We start from the raw sequence: 17,013 nt of genomic DNA on the forward strand, positions 1-17,013 counted from the left end.
TTTTCTTTTTTTTCTATGAGACATTTATCTACCATGTTCACATCTACTAAACCATCATCTTTAGATGTACATTTATCTTGGGCTATAGCAAAATTAATGCTACTGCTTATTAAAAAAAGGGTAATTATTTTTTTCATCACGATTTATTTAGGTTAACACATGACAACTCTAAAAAAGAGAGTAGACACCCTACTCAGCCCAATACTTTATTTATTTTATATAAATACAGATATAGGCTAAATGGTTAAAACAAATAAGTAACAACTATTAGGACAATAGTTGACTTTTCTTATTAATAAATGTTTCTGAAAAAAATCGTTTAGATTTTGTTTTTGAAGTTTTATTTTTTTTCATTTTTAGGGGGGTAAAATGGTTAAAATATTAATTTTCAATTTTATAAAACATAAAAGTTATTATGTTCTGGAATATAAATATAATAAAAAAAGAGCTTACTACAACTTTTTTTTTATTTTTTTTAGGTTATCAAAATGTCTTTTTTATGTAAAACTAATATTCTTGGTATAAAAAATCGTTGTACGGAAAGCGTTGAATATGTGTTTTTTTTACTTCTTCATATACTTTTTCCTTAAAGTCTTCTAAGTTATCTTTATTTAAGGCTGAAATAAAAATACTTTCAGTTTCTAAATCATTCATCCATGTTTTCTTCCAATCTTCTAAAGTATAATGCTCTTTTCTCTTCTCTGTAATCAAATCATCTTCATCAATAGTTTCATGGGTATAAGCATCTATCTTATTAAACACCATAACTGTAGGTTTATCCATACTATTAATTTCATCTAAAACTTTGTTTACTGAAGCAATATGATCTTCAAAATTAGGGTGTGAAATATCAACTACATGTAATAATAAATCTGCTTCACGCACTTCATCTAGTGTAGACTTAAATGATTCAACTAATTGCGTAGGTAGTTTTCTAATAAACCCAACAGTATCTGTCAATAAAAAAGGAATATTTTTAATCACCACTTTTCTTACCGTAGTATCTAAGGTTGCGAACAGTTTATTTTCTGCAAACACCTCACTTTTACTAATCACATTCATCAAAGTAGATTTCCCTACGTTGGTATACCCTACTAATGCAACACGCACCATCTTTCCGCGGTTTTTACGTTGCACTGCCATTTGCTTATCTATCGTCTCTAATTTCTTTTTAAGTAACGATATTTTATCACGAATAATTCGACGATCTGTTTCTATTTCTGTTTCTCCTGGACCACGCATACCTATACCTCCTTTTTGCTTATCAAGGTGTGTCCACATTCTTGTTAATCGAGGTAATAAATATTGATATTGAGCTAACTCTACCTGAGCCTTTGCAGAACTTGTTTGTGCTCTACTAGCAAAAATATCTAAAATTAAGTTTGTTCTATCTAAAATTTTACAATCTAAAAAACGTTCAACATTTCTAAGTTGTGCAGGTGACAATTCATCATCAAAAATTGCTGTTCCGATGTCATTGGATTCTATATATGCTTTCACATCTTCTAACTTCCCTGTTCCTATAAAAGTTTTTGGATGTGGTTTATCTAGTTTTTGAACAAATCTTTTAACAGCTACTCCTCCTGCTGTTAGTGTTAAGAACTCTAGTTCATCTAGATATTCTTCTGATTTTTTTTCGTCTTGATGCTGAGTTATAATACCTATTAAAACCGCTTTTTCTGATATGGCTTCTCGTGTTTCTATCATACAGTGCAAAAGTACAAATTTATCAACGTATGAACTCTAACTTCTTTTGGTATTAAAATTATTATAATACATTTTTTATAGTCTTTTTTAGTTTAGGTAAGACTTCTTCTTTAAACCAGAGGTTTTTGGTTAACCAAAATCGATTTTTGGTGATGGTTGTGGCAGTACAAAATAGTTAGGTAGCTATTTCTTAAAAACTTTCACTGTTTTAGTAAGGGTTCCTTTTTCCTGTTTCTTTTAAATAGTAATTTTGTGCATACACCCCTCTTAAAATAATTAATTTTGCTTTAGGCATCTAATCTAGTAATAATTTATGCCATTGCGGAGCACATTCTTCTCTAGGTGCAAATTACCTGGTTTTCTTTTTTCTGAATAACAAAACCCCATAGAAATTATTTCAAAATTATCAATATTACAAAATTCTTTATCTGTAATACCCAATCATTTTCAAAGTTGTTTTCCTCTAGTATTATCCCAAGAGATACCTAATGCTTGTCCTGTTTTTATAATTTTTGATTTTACACTAGAAAAAGTACAGGATTGGGCTCGGTGTACTCCTACATATATTACATTCTTTTATTTTTCTTAAAAGTGTTCATACTATAAGGCTAAAAAACACTCGATTACATTGTAAAACGAGTCTTTTTAAATAATAGAAAAAAATGTTTTGTTTATAGAGCGCTTAAAGAGTTTAATTCTTGTTTAGACTTAAACCATAGTTATTAGGAAATCTTAATAAAATCTTCAAAAGCCACATAGTAAGGTTTGTTTTTAAAAACTGGCAAATCTATACTTTCTGCATTAGCTATACCAACACCTGCGTACCAAACTCTAGCATTTTGTTTTTCTGCGTGCTTTTTAAATGTTTCCATCCACAATACATCATACTCTTGTGGTGATTGAATGTTGTTAGAGGTCTTTACTAATACAAAAATGGTAGATTCTCCTTTTTTATATAGCACAAATTGCGGATGTTTTTTTAATTCACTATTCACTGCAATAAACTCGTACCCCATTTCTTGCAGCTTTTTACCCACAATGTTCATTCCTAAATTATGAAGTTCTTGCTTGGTAAGCTCTTGCATTATTATTTCTTCTTATTGCGTTTGTTATAATTCTTATCGCCTCTTGTTTTTGGCTTTTTATATTTCTTAGCAATTTCTCTTCGGTAAGAACCTCCCTGATTCGTTTTTTTATTCTTTTCTTTCTTCTCGTGAAAAGCTGGCCCAGGAATATATTCTTGTGAAGTTCTGTTCTTATTAATTTCTTGTTCTTCTTTCGGACGCTCTTCTTCAGTTAATTCTTTAGAGATTTCTACCTGCTCTGGAATTTCTAACTTCGGAATTGTATAATCCATCAACTCTTCTATTCGTTGTTTTGCTTCCTGTTCTTTTTCTGTAGCAAATAAAATAGTTTTCCCTTCATGCTCTGCACGTCCTGTACGACCTATTCTGTGCATATAGTTTTCTGGAAAATGTGGTGTATTGAAATTGATTACATGTGTAATTTCTTCTAAATCTAATCCACGAGCAATTACATCGGTAGCGATTAAAATTCGCTTTTCTCCTTTATTGAATTGTTCTATGGAACGTAAACGATAGTTCTGTGTTTTATTTGAGTGAATAACACAAGCTTGCGACGGGTACTCTTCAGCAACACAATCAAATAATCTATCTGCATTTCGTTTATTAGGCACAAATACTAACACTTTACTAAACTCTGATTTATCAAATAACAAATAGTTTAATAAGTTAACTTTTGTATAAAAGTTCGGAACATCATAACTTGTTTGCTGAATATTGTCTAGCGGTGTTCCACTTACTGCAATTGCTATTTTATGTGGAGCAATAAAAAAATCATCAATTAAAATTTCCACATCCTCTGTCATGGTTGCTGAGAACATGATATTTTGACGTCTTTGAGGTAATAAGTCAAAAATATTTAACAACTGAAAACGAAAGCCTAAATCGAGCATTACATCTACTTCATCTATTACCAATTTCTGAATAGACTTTAATTTCAATACGTTACTTAAAGCTAAATCATATAAACGTCCTGGAGTAGCAACAATAATATCAGCACCTTGTATTACTGCTTCTTTATGGCGATTTAAATTGACTCCTCCATACACCCCAATAGTACGTAAGGTCATGTATTTTGCTAACTTTTCAATCTCTTCTACCACCTGCACCACTAATTCTCGTGTAGGTACCAATATCATCACTCTTGGATGTTGCTGCTTTGAAAACTTTAAATCACGTAATATCGGTAATAAATATCCAAAGGTTTTTCCTGTACCTGTTTGTGCAATACCAACTACATCTTTTCCTGAACGAATAACAGGAAATGCTTCTTCTTGAATAGGTGTTGGATTTATAAAACCTAATTCTTCAATTGAATTTCTTAGTGGATTTGATAAGTCTAAATCTTGAAAAGTAGTCATTAACAATAATTTGCTGCAAAGGTACAACCAATATTTTTGTTTAATTAATTACAGTTATTCTTTTTAGAAACATCTAACCTTTAAAAAGAGACTTTTACTAATAAAAACAGTACCTATTCTTTTATAATCTTAAACACCTTTATTCCCTTTTGAGTATAAGAACGAACAAGATAAATACCTGAAGACAAATTCGTCAAATCAACCTCCTTTCCTGAGCTTTGCTTTATTTTTTGACCAGCTAAATTGAATATTTCAACTTTTTCTACTTCAATGGAAAAATATATTTTCTCTCTTGTTGGGTTAGGGTATAGAATAAACTCATCACTCCCATCATCACCTCCTGTGCTCGACGATTCATCAACTGTTATAACAAATTCATGGAAACTATAGTTATTATAATTATCAAAAACTTCAATGGTTATGGTATGATTTCCGGCTTCTAACACTTGATTTGGTGAAGGGTATTGCTCTATACTTAGTATATCAGCACAATTATCTGTAACTAGAATTTGACTTCTAAAATCTTCCAATATATACCCATTATTATCAGCATTGTTAACTCCTACAACCATATCATTTGGTAAAGTAGTTACATCAAACACAGGATATGAAGTATCTGCCACCCTTATAGTTGTAGTACATGTAGCTACTAAATCATTATTGTCAACAACAGTTAATGTGACAATAATTGGAGTTCCAATATCTGAACAATTAAAAGAATTTCTATCAATACTCAAGGACTTGATTCCTGATAAATCGGTTGATCCATTATCTATATCCTTAGCTTCAATCACATAACTTCCTGTTTCATCTAGAGCTAAAATAGTTTCTGAAATACAGTTTACCGTAGGTGCAGTGGTATCTACCACATTTACTGTTCGGGTTACTTGGTATGCTGAATTCCCATAAGCATCTGTAGCATCATAATAAATGGTGTAAGTTCCAACTACATCTCTAAATTCAGAGGTATTGATAACAACATCCGATCCGTCATCTGTGGTTGCCCCCAATTCTGAATAGCCTGCTCCTAACTCTATTGTTTGTGGATTTGCTCCGTTTAGTGTAATTACTGGTGCAGTGGTATCTACCACATTTACTGTTCGGGTTACTTGGTATGCTATATTTCCTGAAGCATCTGTAGCATTGTAATAAATGGTATAGGTTCCTACAGCATCTACAAATTCAGAGGTATTGATAACAACATCTGACCCATCATCTGTGGTTGCCCCCAATTCTAAATAGCCTGCTCCTAACTCTATTGTTTGTGGATTTGCTCCGTTTAGTGTAATTACTGGTGCAGTGGTATCTACCACATTTACCGTTCGGGTTACTTGGTCTGCTGTATTTCCATAAGCATCAGTAGCATTGTAATAAATGGTATAGGTTCCTACAGCATCTACAAATTCAGAGGTATTGATAACAACATCAGAGCCATCATCTGTGGTTGCCCCCAATTCTAAATAGCCTGCTCCTAACTCTATTGTTTGTGGATTTGCTCCGTTTAGTGTAATTACTGGTGCAGTGGTATCTACCACATTTACCGTTCGGGTTACTTGTGCTGCTGTATTTCCATAAGCATCAGTAGCATTGTAATAAATGGTATAGGTTCCTACAGCATCTACAAATTCAGAGGTATTGATAACAACATCTGACCCATCATCTGTAGTCGCTCCTAATTCTGAATAGCCTGCCCCTAACTCTATTGTTTGTGGATTTGCTCCGTTTAGTATAATTACTGGTGCAGTGGTATCTACCACATTTACCGTTCGGGTTACTTGGTCTGCTGTATTTCCATAAGCATCTGTAGCATCATAATAAATGGTATAGGTTCCTACAGCATCTACAAATTCAGAAGTATTGATAACAACATCTGACCCATCATCTGTGGTTGCCCCCAATTCTGAATAGCCTGCTCCTAGTTCTATCGTTTGTGGGTTGACTCCTACTAATGTGATTACTGGTACTGTAATATCTACCACATTTACTATTCGAGTTACTTGTGCTGCTGTATTTCCTGAAACATCTGTAGCATCATAATAAATGGTGTAAGTTCCAACTACATCTCTAAATTCAGAGGCATTGATAACAACATCAGAGCCATCATCTGTGGTTGCCCCCAATTCTAAATAGCCTGCTCCTAACTCTATTGTTTGTGGATTTGCTCCGTTTAGTGTAATTACTGGTGCAGTGGTATCTACCACATTTACCGTTCGGGTTACTTGTGCTGCTGTATTTCCTGAAACATCTGTAGCATTGTAATAAATGGTATAGGTTCCTATGACATCTAAAAATTCAGAGGTATTGATAACAACATCAGATCCGTCATCTGTGGTTGCCCCCAATTCTAAATAGCCTGCTCCTAGTTCTATCGTTTGTGGATTTGCTCCTACTAATGTGATGACCGGTGCGGTATCTACTACATTTACTGTTCGGGTTACTTGGTCTGCTGTATTTCCTGAAGCATCTGTAGCATCGTAGAAAATGGTGTAAGTTCCAACTACATCTCTAAATTCAGAAGTATTGATAACAACATCAGATTCGTCATCTGTGGTTGCCCCCAATTCTAAATAGCCTGCTCCTAATTCTATCGTTTGTGGGTTTGCTCCATTTAGTGTAATTACTGGTGCAGTGGTATCTACCACATTTACTGTTCGTGTTACTTGGTCTGCTATATTTCCTGAAGCATCTGTAGCATCATAATAAATGGTATAGGTTCCTACAGCATCTACAAATGCAGAAGTATTGATAACAACATCTGAGCCGTCATCTGTGGTTGCCCCCAATTCTGAATAACCTGCTCCTAACTCTATTGTTTGTGGATTTGCTCCGCTTAGTGTAATTACTGGTGCAGTGGTATCTACCACATTTACTGTTCGGGTTACTTGGTCTGCTGTATTTCCATAAGCATCAGTAGCATCGTAATAAATGGTATAGGTTCCTACAGCATCTACAAATTCAGAGGTATTGATAACAATATCTGACCCATCATCTGTGGTTGCCCCCAATTCTGAATAGCCTGCTCCTAACTCTATTGTTTGTGGGTTTGCTCCGTTTAGTGTAATTACTGGTGCAGTGGTATCTACCACATTTACCGTTCGGGTTACTTGGTCTGCTGTATTTCCATAAGCATCAGTAGCATCGTAATAAATGGTATAGGTTCCTATGACATCTAAAAATTCAGAGGTATTGATAACAACATCAGATCCGTCATCTGTGGTTGCCCCCAATTCTGAATAGCCAACTCCTAACTCTATTGTTTGTGGGTTTGCTCCTACTAATGTGATGACCGGTGCGGTATCTACTACATTTACTGTTCTAGTTACTTGGTCTGCTGTATTTCCTGAAGCATCTGTAGCATCGTAGTAAATGGTGTAAGTTCCAACTACATCTCTAAACTCAGAAGCATTGATAACAACATCCGATTCGTCATCTGTAGTCGCTCCTAATTCTGAATAACCCGCTCCTAACTCTATCGTTTGTGGATTTGCTCCGTTTAGTGTAATTACTGGTGCAGTGGTATCTACCACATTTACCGTTCGGGTTACTTGGTCTGCTGTATTTCCTGAAGCATCAGTAGCATCGTAGTAAATGGTATAGGTTCCTACAGCATCTACAAATTCAGAAGTATTGATAACAACATCCGATTCGTCATCTGTAGTCGCTCCTAATTCTGAATAGCCTGCCCCTAATTCTATCGTTTGTGGGTTTGCTCCTTTTAATGTAATAACAGGTGCTTTACAATCATCACCGAAATAAGTATGTCCATCAACACCAGTCCAAGATAGAGAACTATAAATAGGCTCGTCAACTTCAATACAGTAGAGCAAGGGATTTGATGTTGATTGAAAGGCTGTAATTTTTTTATTATTGTTACTTTTTACATTAAAATATTCCAGCAATTTATTATTAAACACCCTTAATTGAAGAAGATTAGGAAGTCCACTAACATCTAACTCTTTTAATTCACTATAACTAATCTCTAAAACAAGTAAACTCTCCGTTAACTGTGATGGTAATAACTCTGTAAGTGGGTTATTACCAATAGATAACCTCGTTAATTTTGTATTAGCAGATACATCTATTTTTGAAATATTATTTAACTCGCAGTAAATTTCATCTAACTCTAGATTTCTAGAAACATCAAGTTCAGTTAAGTTATTACCAATTAAAAGCAATCTACCTAAGTTAGTAAAGCCCTTTATACCTGTTAAGTCAGATATATCTTTTCCATTCAAATTTAATTTATAAACGGTATCAATATTTTCCTTCAACACATAATTATCTAGCCCATCATCATAACCTAAATCTATCAATGCCTGTTCAAAGTTATCATCTGGAACGTAGACAGAATCGAAACGGCAAGAATCACTAAATGAAGTGTGTGCATCTATAGTTGTCCAGTTTGTAGTGCTATAGCTAGGATTATCCACTTGAATACAATACAATTCTGGAGTATTTATAGTCTCGAAAGTTAGGATTTTAGTTTCATCAATGTCTTTTAAGGTTAGTTCTCCTAAATAAGGGTTATCTCTTAGCCTTATATGTTTTAAATTAGTCATACCTGATAAATCTATTGCTGCCAGATGATTATCATTAAGGTTTAAGCTAAAAATACTCGTTGGCAAACTTGATGGTAATAATTCAGTTAATCCATTTCCTTCTGCTGAAAAATATATTAGCTTGGTATTGGCACTAATATCAAGTTTTGTAATATTGTTACTACCACATGATAAATCTGTTAGTTCTGTATTACTTGAAACATCTAGCTCTGATAGATTATTTACTCTACAATCTAAATCCTTCAACGCTGTGAATCGCTCAATTCCAGTAAGGTCACTAATATTCTTATTGTAAAGATTTAAAATAGTTACAGAATCAATATTTGCTGTTAAAACATAATTGTCTAATACATCATCATACCCTAAATCAATTAGTGCCTGTTCAAAATTATCATCTGGAACATAAGCATAGTCATTAAAACAATTTTGACTAAAATTAGTATGAGCATCAATATTGGTCCAATTGGTTTCACTATATGATACATCGTCTACATCAATACAATACAACAATGGTGTATTACTTGCTTGAAAAACTGCTATATCACTATTCTTTCCATTTTTTATTGAAAATTTTTCAAGAAACGGATTATTCTTCACTATGGTCAAAGCTAAGTTTGGATAGCCGCTCAAATCAATTTCTGTAAGATTGTTATCAGCAACATTAAATTCATAAAGTTTTACTGCTAAACTTGGTATTATAAGCTCTTCTAATCCGTTACCCTCAAGACCTATACGGGCTAGTTCTGTATTTGTTGATAGATCTATAGATGATAACTTATTGTAACCTGCATACAAAGTCTTTAACTCTGTATTACTATAAAGGTCTAATTCCGATAAGTCATTTCCTCTAACTCTTAAAGATATTAATGCTGTAAAACCTTCTATACCGGTTAAGTCCGAGATACTTTTTCTTTCTATTTCTAATGAAGTTACTGCGCTTATGTTTGATTTTAAAACATAATCATCCAATACATTATCGTAGCCTAAATCAATTAATGCTTGTTCAAAATTATCATCTGGAACATATACATATTCCTCACACAAAGTATTAAATGTTGTATGTGTATCTTTATCTGTCCAGTTCGTACCACTATAGCTAGGATCGTCTACCATAACACAATCCAGCAAAGGATTAGTTCTAATATCAATAGCAGATATATTAATGTTATTGTCATTTTTGAGGTTTAAGTACTGTAAATTTGAACAGTTAATCAACCATAAGGCTTCTAAGCTTTTTAAATTGCTTAAGTCTAATGAAGACATTTCGTTGCCTGACAAATTAATACTCCTTAATGTAGCTGGTAATAGGTTGGGTATAATTTTACTTATATCATTTAATTCAGCTATTAAATTTTCTAATTTCGTGTTATTCGTTAAATCTAGTCTTGAAATTGAGTTAGCTCCACAGTGCAGTGTAATTAACTCTAAATTATTAGAAATGTCTAATTCTGTAAGCTTATTACTTCTAACATTAAGTAACTCTATAGCTGTAAAATCTTCTATACCTGTTAAATCTTGAATGTTTTTATTTTTAACATTTAAGTTTGTCACCGATGAAACATCTGAGGTTAGTACAACACCGTTAACAACACCATCAGAATCGATATTCAAATCAATTAAAGCTTGTTCAAAAGCTGAATCTGGTATAGAAGTGGTTTGAGCTGATACTAATAATGAAAAAAATAAAGTAATTAGTGAGAGTAATTTTTCTGCCATATACGAGTTGATTAAAACTATTTTTATCGAGCGCAAAAAAATGAAAATAGCACTAAACCTCAAAGAAGATTAAGGTAGCAAATAGGTATCAAACACTCAAAATCACTGATATAAATAAAAATCTCTACTCTTTAGGTATGTAGTTTTCTATATAATTTATAATATCCTCATCAGAGTTAATTTCTAATTTTTTTCTGATTCGATATCGTGATGATTTTACTGATGCTAAACTTATATTTTGCAAATCTTTAATTTCGTTGGTAGACAATCTCAACTTCATTAAGTATAGTAGCTTCTTTTCTTTTTCATTAAGAAATGCAAAATGTGTATTCAATTTTATTTTAAAGCTAGGACTTACCTTATCAAGATACTCTGTTAAACTTAATGAGGTATTATAGTCTATATTTTTAGATTTTAAAGATGCTAAAAGAGATTTAATTGCTTTGGTTTTATTTTCTCCTGACTCAATACTTAAAATACTTTTTAATTCTTTTATAAAAAGCTCTTGATATTCTTGTTTAATTTGACTGTTTAAGTGCTCGTTTTTAAGCTCAGCTTCTTTAAGTTGTAAAACTTGTTCTGCGGTTTTTCTTTGCAGCTGCTCATTTTCTAACTTTCTTATTGAAAGTGCTAGCTGGTTTTTTGCATTTTTTCTGATTAATAGAAATATTGTTATTGCAGATGTAACAGACAATATTAATAATACTAAATACCATTGCTTTTTTGCCTTTTCATTTTGAAGTTTTAATTCTGTTTGTAGCCTTTCTTTTTTAAATTTATAATTCAACTCTAAGGCTACAAGTCGTTTTGCCTTTTTTACATTATTTAACGAATCATTGTAAGCTTTATACAATGTATAATCCTCCAGTGCGTGTTCAAAATTACCTAAGTTTTTATAAACAGAGCTTCTACTGTAATATTGTTTACGTAAAAGTTCTTTATGCTTTATTTTTTTAGAAATAGTAATAGCACTGTCCAAACTTACAATTGCTTTATTATAATTATTAACCCCATTATGGGAAGCTGCTAGGTTTAAATAAGCAGTACTTAATTCGTTTAATAAACTTAATTCTTTAAAAATTTTTATGTTCTCCTGAAAGACCTTAATTGCTTTGTCATATTGTTTAGAAGAATAATATAGCAGTGCTAAATTTCCATTTACTTTTGCTATGTCTTGTTTAGATGTATATATTTCTTTGGCTTTACTATACCTAGCAAATGCTGAATCATATTGCTTTTCATAAAAATGAGTAACCCCAAGCATATTGTAAGATTTGGCCACATTATTGGGGTTATCAACAATCCGCTCTTTTATTCTGATAGCTTCTTTAAAATATGCTTTAGCTTTATCATATTCTTTTTGTCTTCTGTAGAACATTCCTAGATTATGTATAGTCAACCCAAGCATAGTAGAATCTTTAATACTTTTACTAATCTTAAGGGCTTCTAAATACTTAGACAATGCTTTTTCTGGAAAACTTTGTTTAGCCTCGATAATAGCCAAATAATTAATTGCCTCTGCTTTTTTTCCTTCAAAATATAAGGTTCTATGCTTGTTTCTTTCTAACGTTTCTATAACCTCATTAGCCAATATTTTAGCTGTGTCTATATTTCGATTAAGTATATACTTCGTCAACTCTATTTTATGATGAATTCGAGCAGAGTCTGAAACTGACGTTTTAATTTGAGACATTAGTTCTTTAAAAACATTATCTCTTGATTGTGCTATGATTGAAGATGAAGTTGTTAATAGTACGATTACTATGTTACATACATAGCTAGAAAATTTCGGCATAATAATGTAGTAGTTATTTTCACAAAAATACATTTTGGTCTTGATAATTACTCAAAAAACATGTTTTATACTCAAGTCAACTCAAATAAAACCTGCATCAAACACTCAAAAACAACAACTTAATCCTATATTTTGTATATTTAAAGGAGTTAATCCTTTTTGATTATGGAGACACCTAAAAGACTAGAACAAGCGCTTATAAAACTTTACAATGCTTTTCATAACAATGAATTGAACCCAGAATGTTGCTCAGCTTGTGCTGTTGGAAATATTTTAGATAATAGAGATAGCTGGAAACATCTAACAAATGGTCACGGTTCATTAGAGTTGAGTTATGTTGGTAGGATACATCAAAATTTAGGAAGAAAGTTTAACGGCTATACCCCAATTGAATTACTACATATAGAAAAAATATTTTTGGAAGCATGTGGTTTTATTCTTCCATTATGCCACTACAATCCTAAACCAAAAAACTCAACTAATAAAGAAATCTTATTTAATGGTTTATGTGCTGTGGTTGCACACTTGTGTGAACTAGATGGTTTAGCAAATGTTATGGATTATTCTAAAATTTTTGAATATGAAAAAGAAAATCCTGTTTACAAATTCGATGCTATTTACCTCTAATTACTTCGCTAAAAATATTTTTTTACATTCGTGACATTTAAATCTTTTCTTGTTGAAAAAGATTACCTTTTGAAGTAAATTTCTTCTTTTCCTTCCTACAAATGTAGATTTACAACTTGGACAGTTCATTTGGTTAGTTAAGTTTTTATACTAAATTGGTTTCTACAAAGTAAACCTATTAAGTTTAACCTAAAGGTAAAATATTCCTAAATGGTTAAAAATGATTTATGAATGGTAGAATTTTAAGTATAAAAAACCGATACAGTTTGTATCGGTCTTAAAATATCTAAGAAAAACACTGTGTGTTTATCCTCCAAAGTCATCAAAACGAATGTTTTCATCTGGAATACCAAAGTCTTCACCCATCTTTTGTACTGCTTTGTTCATTAATGGTGGACCACAGAAGTATAATTCAATATCTTCCGGTGCATCGTGCTTACTTAAGTAATTGTCGATTACACAGTTGTGAACAAACCCAACAAAACCATCACCTTCATCTTCCATACTATTCTTTACTTTCCAGTTATCTTCTGGTAAAGGCTCAGATAATGCAATATGGAATTTAAAGTTAGGGAAGTTTTTCTCTAAGTCATAGAAATGTTCTAAGTAGAATAATTCGCGTTTAGAACGACCTCCATACCAGTAAGATACTTTTCTTCCTGTTTTTAATGTTTTGAATAAATGATATAAATGTGAACGCATTGGTGCCATACCAGCTCCACCACCTACATATAACATTTCTGCATCTGATTCATTAATAAAGAATTCTCCATAAGGACCAGAAATAGTTACTTTATCTCCAACCTTTCTTGAGAATACATACGATGATGCAACTCCAGGGTTTACATCCATCCACCCTCCTTTTGCTCTATCGAAAGGTGGAGTAGCAATACGAACATTTAACATAATTTCACGTCCTTCTGCTGGGTAAGAAGCCATAGAATAAGCTCTTTCTACCGTTTCTGAGTTTTTCATTACTAAAGGCCATAGCTTAAACTTATCCCATTCTTCTTGGAATTTGTTTGGTGTATCGTGCTCTTCAGGATGCGCTGTAATATCCATATCTGAAAACTTTACTTCACATGGTGGGATTTCAATTTGAATATACCCTCCTGCTTTGTAGTTCATGTCTTCTGGTATCTCAACAACGAATTCTTTAATAAAAGATGCTACATTATAGTTACGTACAACGGTTGCTTCCCATTTTTTAATTCCAAATATTTCTTCTGGGATAGAAATATCCATGTCTTGTTTTACTTTTACTTGGCATGCTAAACGTATTCCTTCTTGTAACTCTTTACGTGTAAAATGTGGTGTTTCTGTTGGTAAAGCTTCACCTCCACCAGAATTTACATGACACTCACATTGAACACAAGAACCACCTCCACCACAAGCTGATGGCAAGAATATTTTTTCATTACCTAAAGTAGATAATAAAGTTCCTCCAGATGCTACTTCGACTGTTTTTTCACCATTGATAGTAATTTTTACTGGACCAGATGGTGCTAACTTTTGTTTTACAAATAATAATAAGGCTACTAAAACTAAAAGTACCGCTAAAAACGCTAATACTGTAATAGCAACTGTTCCTCCTGTGCTTACTTCTAAAAATACCATTATTCTGTAATTTCTTTAGTGTTATTAGCTAATTCTTCTGCTTTATCTTCAGTTTTTTCAACAGCCTTTTTTTCTACCTCTTCTTTTTGAACTTTTACTTCAGCAGTTTCTTCTTTTTTTCCTGCATCATCACCTCCTGTTAACATACCACCGAAACTCATAAAACCAATAGCCATTAAACCTGTAATGATAAATGTAATTCCTAATCCTCTTAATGCTGGTGGCACAGAAGAGTATCTTATTTTTTCACGAATAGCTGCTATTGCTAAAATTGCTAAAAACCATCCAATACCTGAACCAATACCATAAGTAAATGATAATCCTAATGTTGGAATTTCTCGTGATTGCATGAATAAAGACCCTCCTAAAATTGCACAGTTTACTGCAATTAGCGGTAAGAAAATACCTAGAGAGTTATATAATGCCGGCGCGAATTTTTCAACAATAATTTCTACTAATTGTACCATGGTTGCAATTGTTGCAATAAACATGATAAATGACAAAAAGCTTAAGTCGTAATCTACATACTCTTCTCCTAGCCATTTTAAAGCTCCAGGTTGTAATAAATACTGATCTAACAACCAGTTTACTGGTACTGTTACTGCTAATACAAAAATTACTGCAGCTCCTAAACCTACGGCCGTTGATACTTTTTTAGATACTGCAAGGTATGAACACATTCCTAAGAAGGTAGCAAATACCATGTTATCTATAAATATCGACTTGAAAAATAATTCTAAATGTTCCATATTTTATATTTTTCCCTCTTTCGACTATCTCTCTAACTCTCTTAGTTGAGATATTGAAGAGGATTTAATCCTCGATTAATGCTTTATTTCTTGTACGTTGTACCCAAATGATAATACCTACAACGATTAATGCCATTGGTGATAATAACATAAATCCGTTATTTTCATATCCAAAACCATACAATCCAGTTTTTTCAATAGGATCTCCTAACACTTTAAATCCTAATAAAGTACCTGAACCTAATAATTCTCTAAAGAATCCTACAATAATTAAGATTACTGCGTACCCTAAAGCATTTCCTATTCCGTCTAAGAACGATCTCCATGGCCCGTTACCTAAAGCAAATGCTTCAAAACGTCCCATAATAATACAGTTGGTAATAATTAATCCAATAAATACCGATAAGGTTTTACTTAAATCGTATGCAAATGCTTTTAATACTTGGTCTACTATAATTACTAATGTAGCTACTACAATTAACTGTACAATAATTCTAATTTTTGATGGAATAATATTTCTCATTAACGAGATTACCACATTTCCTACTCCTAATACAAACAATACTGATATTGACATTACAATAGAGGCTTTTAACTCTGCTGTAATTGCTAATGCAGAACAAATACCTAATACCTGAATTGTAATTGGGTTATTATCTGCTAATGGATCAGTAATTAATGCTGCGTCTTTTTTTGATAAAAGTCCCATATTTATTTTAATGTTTTAAAGTAAGGTACGTATAAACCTAATTCAGATTTAATCATTGCAGCTACTCCGTCACCAGTAATCGTTGCTCCTGCAATTGCATCTACCTCGTTATCATTTTTATCTTCATTTTTTGGATCGTTGTTCGATTTAGAAACAGCTATTCCTTTAAAAGAACCGTTGTTCATTAAATCTTCTCCAATAAAATCATCCATAAAGTAACGTTGCTTAATGTTAGCTCCTAAACCTGGTGTTTCTCCTTTATGATCAAAGAAAGCTCCTTGAACTACCATGTTTTTATCCATAGCAACATATCCCCAAATAGCATCCCAAAGACCCTTACCTCTAATTGGTGCGATATAAAAAGTTTTACCTTCTTTTTCTCCTACAAATAATGGCAATTTTCTTGTTTTACCGTCTTTAGCTGCTGTTTGTTGTTTCTTTACATCAATTAAATACGCTTTGGCATCTTCAGAAACGTTATCTCCTTCAATTACTAATTGCTTTTTAATGTATTTAGCAAACTCATCTGCTACTTTATCTTTTGAAACAAACTCAACACTTGTTTCGTCATTTTCATTTACACCCATAGCATACAAAATATTTTGTTGCTTCTCGATACGCTTATTAGCATCAATTGTTGGGCGAAGTGATGACGCTGTAAAAGCCAACAACGCACCTACTACTAACACCATTCCTATGGCGAAAAGTACCGTATATAAATTACTATCTGTCTTCTTACTCATAATTTTAGGCAGTTTTAGCTTTTAAACGTTTTAATCTTCTCTTAACATTACCTTGAACTACGTAATGGTCAATGGTTGGAGCAAACACATTCATTAATAAAATTGCTAACATTACTCCTTCAGGATATGCTGGGTTGAATACACGAATCATAATTGAAATAAACCCAATTAAGAAACCATAAATCCATTTTCCTTTGTTGGTTTGTGATGCTGTTACAGGGTCAGTTGCCATGTATACAGCTCCAAATGCAAAACCTCCAATTAATAAATGCTTCCAGAAATCTAAACTCATTAATCCGTAAAACTTGCTTGTTTCACCAATCCATTCCATATCTACTACTTGATTGA

11 protein-coding genes are annotated in these 17,013 nt (G+C 32.5%); 1 reads left to right on the plus strand and 10 read right to left on the minus strand.

Translation table 11 applies throughout. From position 1 onward, the window contains the following. Positions 1-507: 507 nt before the first annotated feature. From hflX to ACKTSW_RS08165, 5 genes are all read right to left on the minus strand, one after another. Complete coding sequence (gene hflX / locus ACKTSW_RS08145; RefSeq protein ID WP_408024784.1) at positions 508-1,707, minus strand: GTPase HflX; 1,200 nt, start codon at positions 1,705-1,707, stop codon at positions 508-510. 722 nt (positions 1,708-2,429) lie between these two features. After that, a complete protein-coding gene (locus ACKTSW_RS08150) occupies positions 2,430-2,792 on the minus strand; it encodes a Na(+)-translocating NADH-quinone reductase subunit F (RefSeq protein WP_408024785.1) in 363 nt (120 codons plus the stop codon). A gap of 2 nt (positions 2,793-2,794) precedes the next feature. After that, positions 2,795-4,150, minus strand: a complete 1,356-nt coding sequence (locus tag ACKTSW_RS08155; RefSeq protein WP_408024786.1) for a DEAD/DEAH box helicase — start codon at positions 4,148-4,150, stop codon at positions 2,795-2,797. Between the two features lie 113 nt (positions 4,151-4,263). Next, a complete protein-coding gene (locus ACKTSW_RS08160; protein WP_408024787.1) occupies positions 4,264-10,425 on the minus strand; it encodes an immunoglobulin-like domain-containing protein in 6,162 nt (2,053 codons plus the stop codon). Between the two features lie 124 nt (positions 10,426-10,549). Next, on the minus strand, positions 10,550-12,220 hold the full coding sequence (locus tag ACKTSW_RS08165) for a tetratricopeptide repeat protein (protein ID WP_408024788.1): 1,671 nt from the start codon (positions 12,218-12,220) through the stop codon (positions 10,550-10,552). A 165-nt stretch (positions 12,221-12,385) separates the two neighbouring features. On the opposite strand from ACKTSW_RS08165, the gene ACKTSW_RS08170 reads away from it, so the two are divergent. After that, entirely contained in the window at positions 12,386-12,847 is a 462-nt protein-coding gene (locus ACKTSW_RS08170; RefSeq protein ID WP_408024789.1) for a Na(+)-translocating NADH-quinone reductase subunit F, read from the plus strand. Positions 12,848-13,153: 306 nt separating this feature from the next. Here ACKTSW_RS08170 and nqrF read toward each other — a convergent pair whose 3' ends face one another. The 5 genes from nqrF to ACKTSW_RS08195 form a co-directional block, all read right to left on the minus strand. Continuing rightward, a complete protein-coding gene (gene nqrF / locus ACKTSW_RS08175) occupies positions 13,154-14,464 on the minus strand; it encodes an NADH:ubiquinone reductase (Na(+)-transporting) subunit F (protein WP_408024790.1) in 1,311 nt (436 codons plus the stop codon). Continuing rightward, positions 14,464-15,213 carry an NADH:ubiquinone reductase (Na(+)-transporting) subunit E gene (nqrE, locus tag ACKTSW_RS08180; protein WP_408024791.1) on the minus strand — a complete coding sequence of 250 codons (750 nt, stop codon included), beginning with the start codon at positions 15,211-15,213 and terminating at the stop codon, positions 14,464-14,466. Before nqrE ends, nqrF begins: the two co-directional genes overlap by 1 nt. Positions 15,214-15,277: 64 nt before the next feature. Next, the gene (locus ACKTSW_RS08185; RefSeq protein ID WP_408024792.1) at positions 15,278-15,922 is read right to left on the minus strand and encodes an NADH:ubiquinone reductase (Na(+)-transporting) subunit D; all 645 of its coding nucleotides are present in this window, start codon (positions 15,920-15,922) and stop codon (positions 15,278-15,280) included. A gap of 2 nt (positions 15,923-15,924) precedes the next feature. Next, positions 15,925-16,665 (minus strand): Na(+)-translocating NADH-quinone reductase subunit C, encoded by a 741-nt coding sequence (locus ACKTSW_RS08190; RefSeq protein ID WP_408024793.1) that lies wholly within the window; start codon positions 16,663-16,665, stop codon positions 15,925-15,927. Positions 16,666-16,669: 4 nt separating this feature from the next. After that, positions 16,670-17,013, minus strand: a 344-nt coding sequence (locus ACKTSW_RS08195; protein ID WP_408024794.1) for an RnfABCDGE type electron transport complex subunit D, incomplete at its 5' end; no start/stop codon positions are given.

Origin of the sequence: Tenacibaculum sediminilitoris (genome assembly GCF_964513795.1) — a bacterium.
Lineage (GTDB): Bacteria > Bacteroidota > Bacteroidia > Flavobacteriales > Flavobacteriaceae > Polaribacter > Polaribacter sediminilitoris.

Bases quoted from the DNA above. Each gene is read 5' to 3' on its own strand.
- hflX (WP_408024784.1), bottom strand. From the start codon at position 1,707: ATGATAGAAACACGAGAAGCCATATCAGAAAAAGCGGTTTTAATAGGT.
- ACKTSW_RS08150 (WP_408024785.1), bottom strand. From the start codon at position 2,792: ATGCAAGAGCTTACCAAGCAAGAACTTCATAATTTAGGAATGAACATT.
- ACKTSW_RS08155 (WP_408024786.1), bottom strand. From the start codon at position 4,150: ATGACTACTTTTCAAGATTTAGACTTATCAAATCCACTAAGAAATTCA.
- ACKTSW_RS08160 (WP_408024787.1), bottom strand. From the start codon at position 10,425: ATGGCAGAAAAATTACTCTCACTAATTACTTTATTTTTTTCATTATTA.
- ACKTSW_RS08165 (WP_408024788.1), bottom strand. From the start codon at position 12,220: ATGCCGAAATTTTCTAGCTATGTATGTAACATAGTAATCGTACTATTA.
- ACKTSW_RS08170 (WP_408024789.1), top strand. From the start codon at position 12,386: ATGGAGACACCTAAAAGACTAGAACAAGCGCTTATAAAACTTTACAAT.
- nqrF (WP_408024790.1), bottom strand. From the start codon at position 14,464: ATGGTATTTTTAGAAGTAAGCACAGGAGGAACAGTTGCTATTACAGTA.
- nqrE (WP_408024791.1), bottom strand. From the start codon at position 15,213: ATGGAACATTTAGAATTATTTTTCAAGTCGATATTTATAGATAACATG.
- ACKTSW_RS08185 (WP_408024792.1), bottom strand. From the start codon at position 15,922: ATGGGACTTTTATCAAAAAAAGACGCAGCATTAATTACTGATCCATTA.
- ACKTSW_RS08190 (WP_408024793.1), bottom strand. From the start codon at position 16,665: ATGAGTAAGAAGACAGATAGTAATTTATATACGGTACTTTTCGCCATA.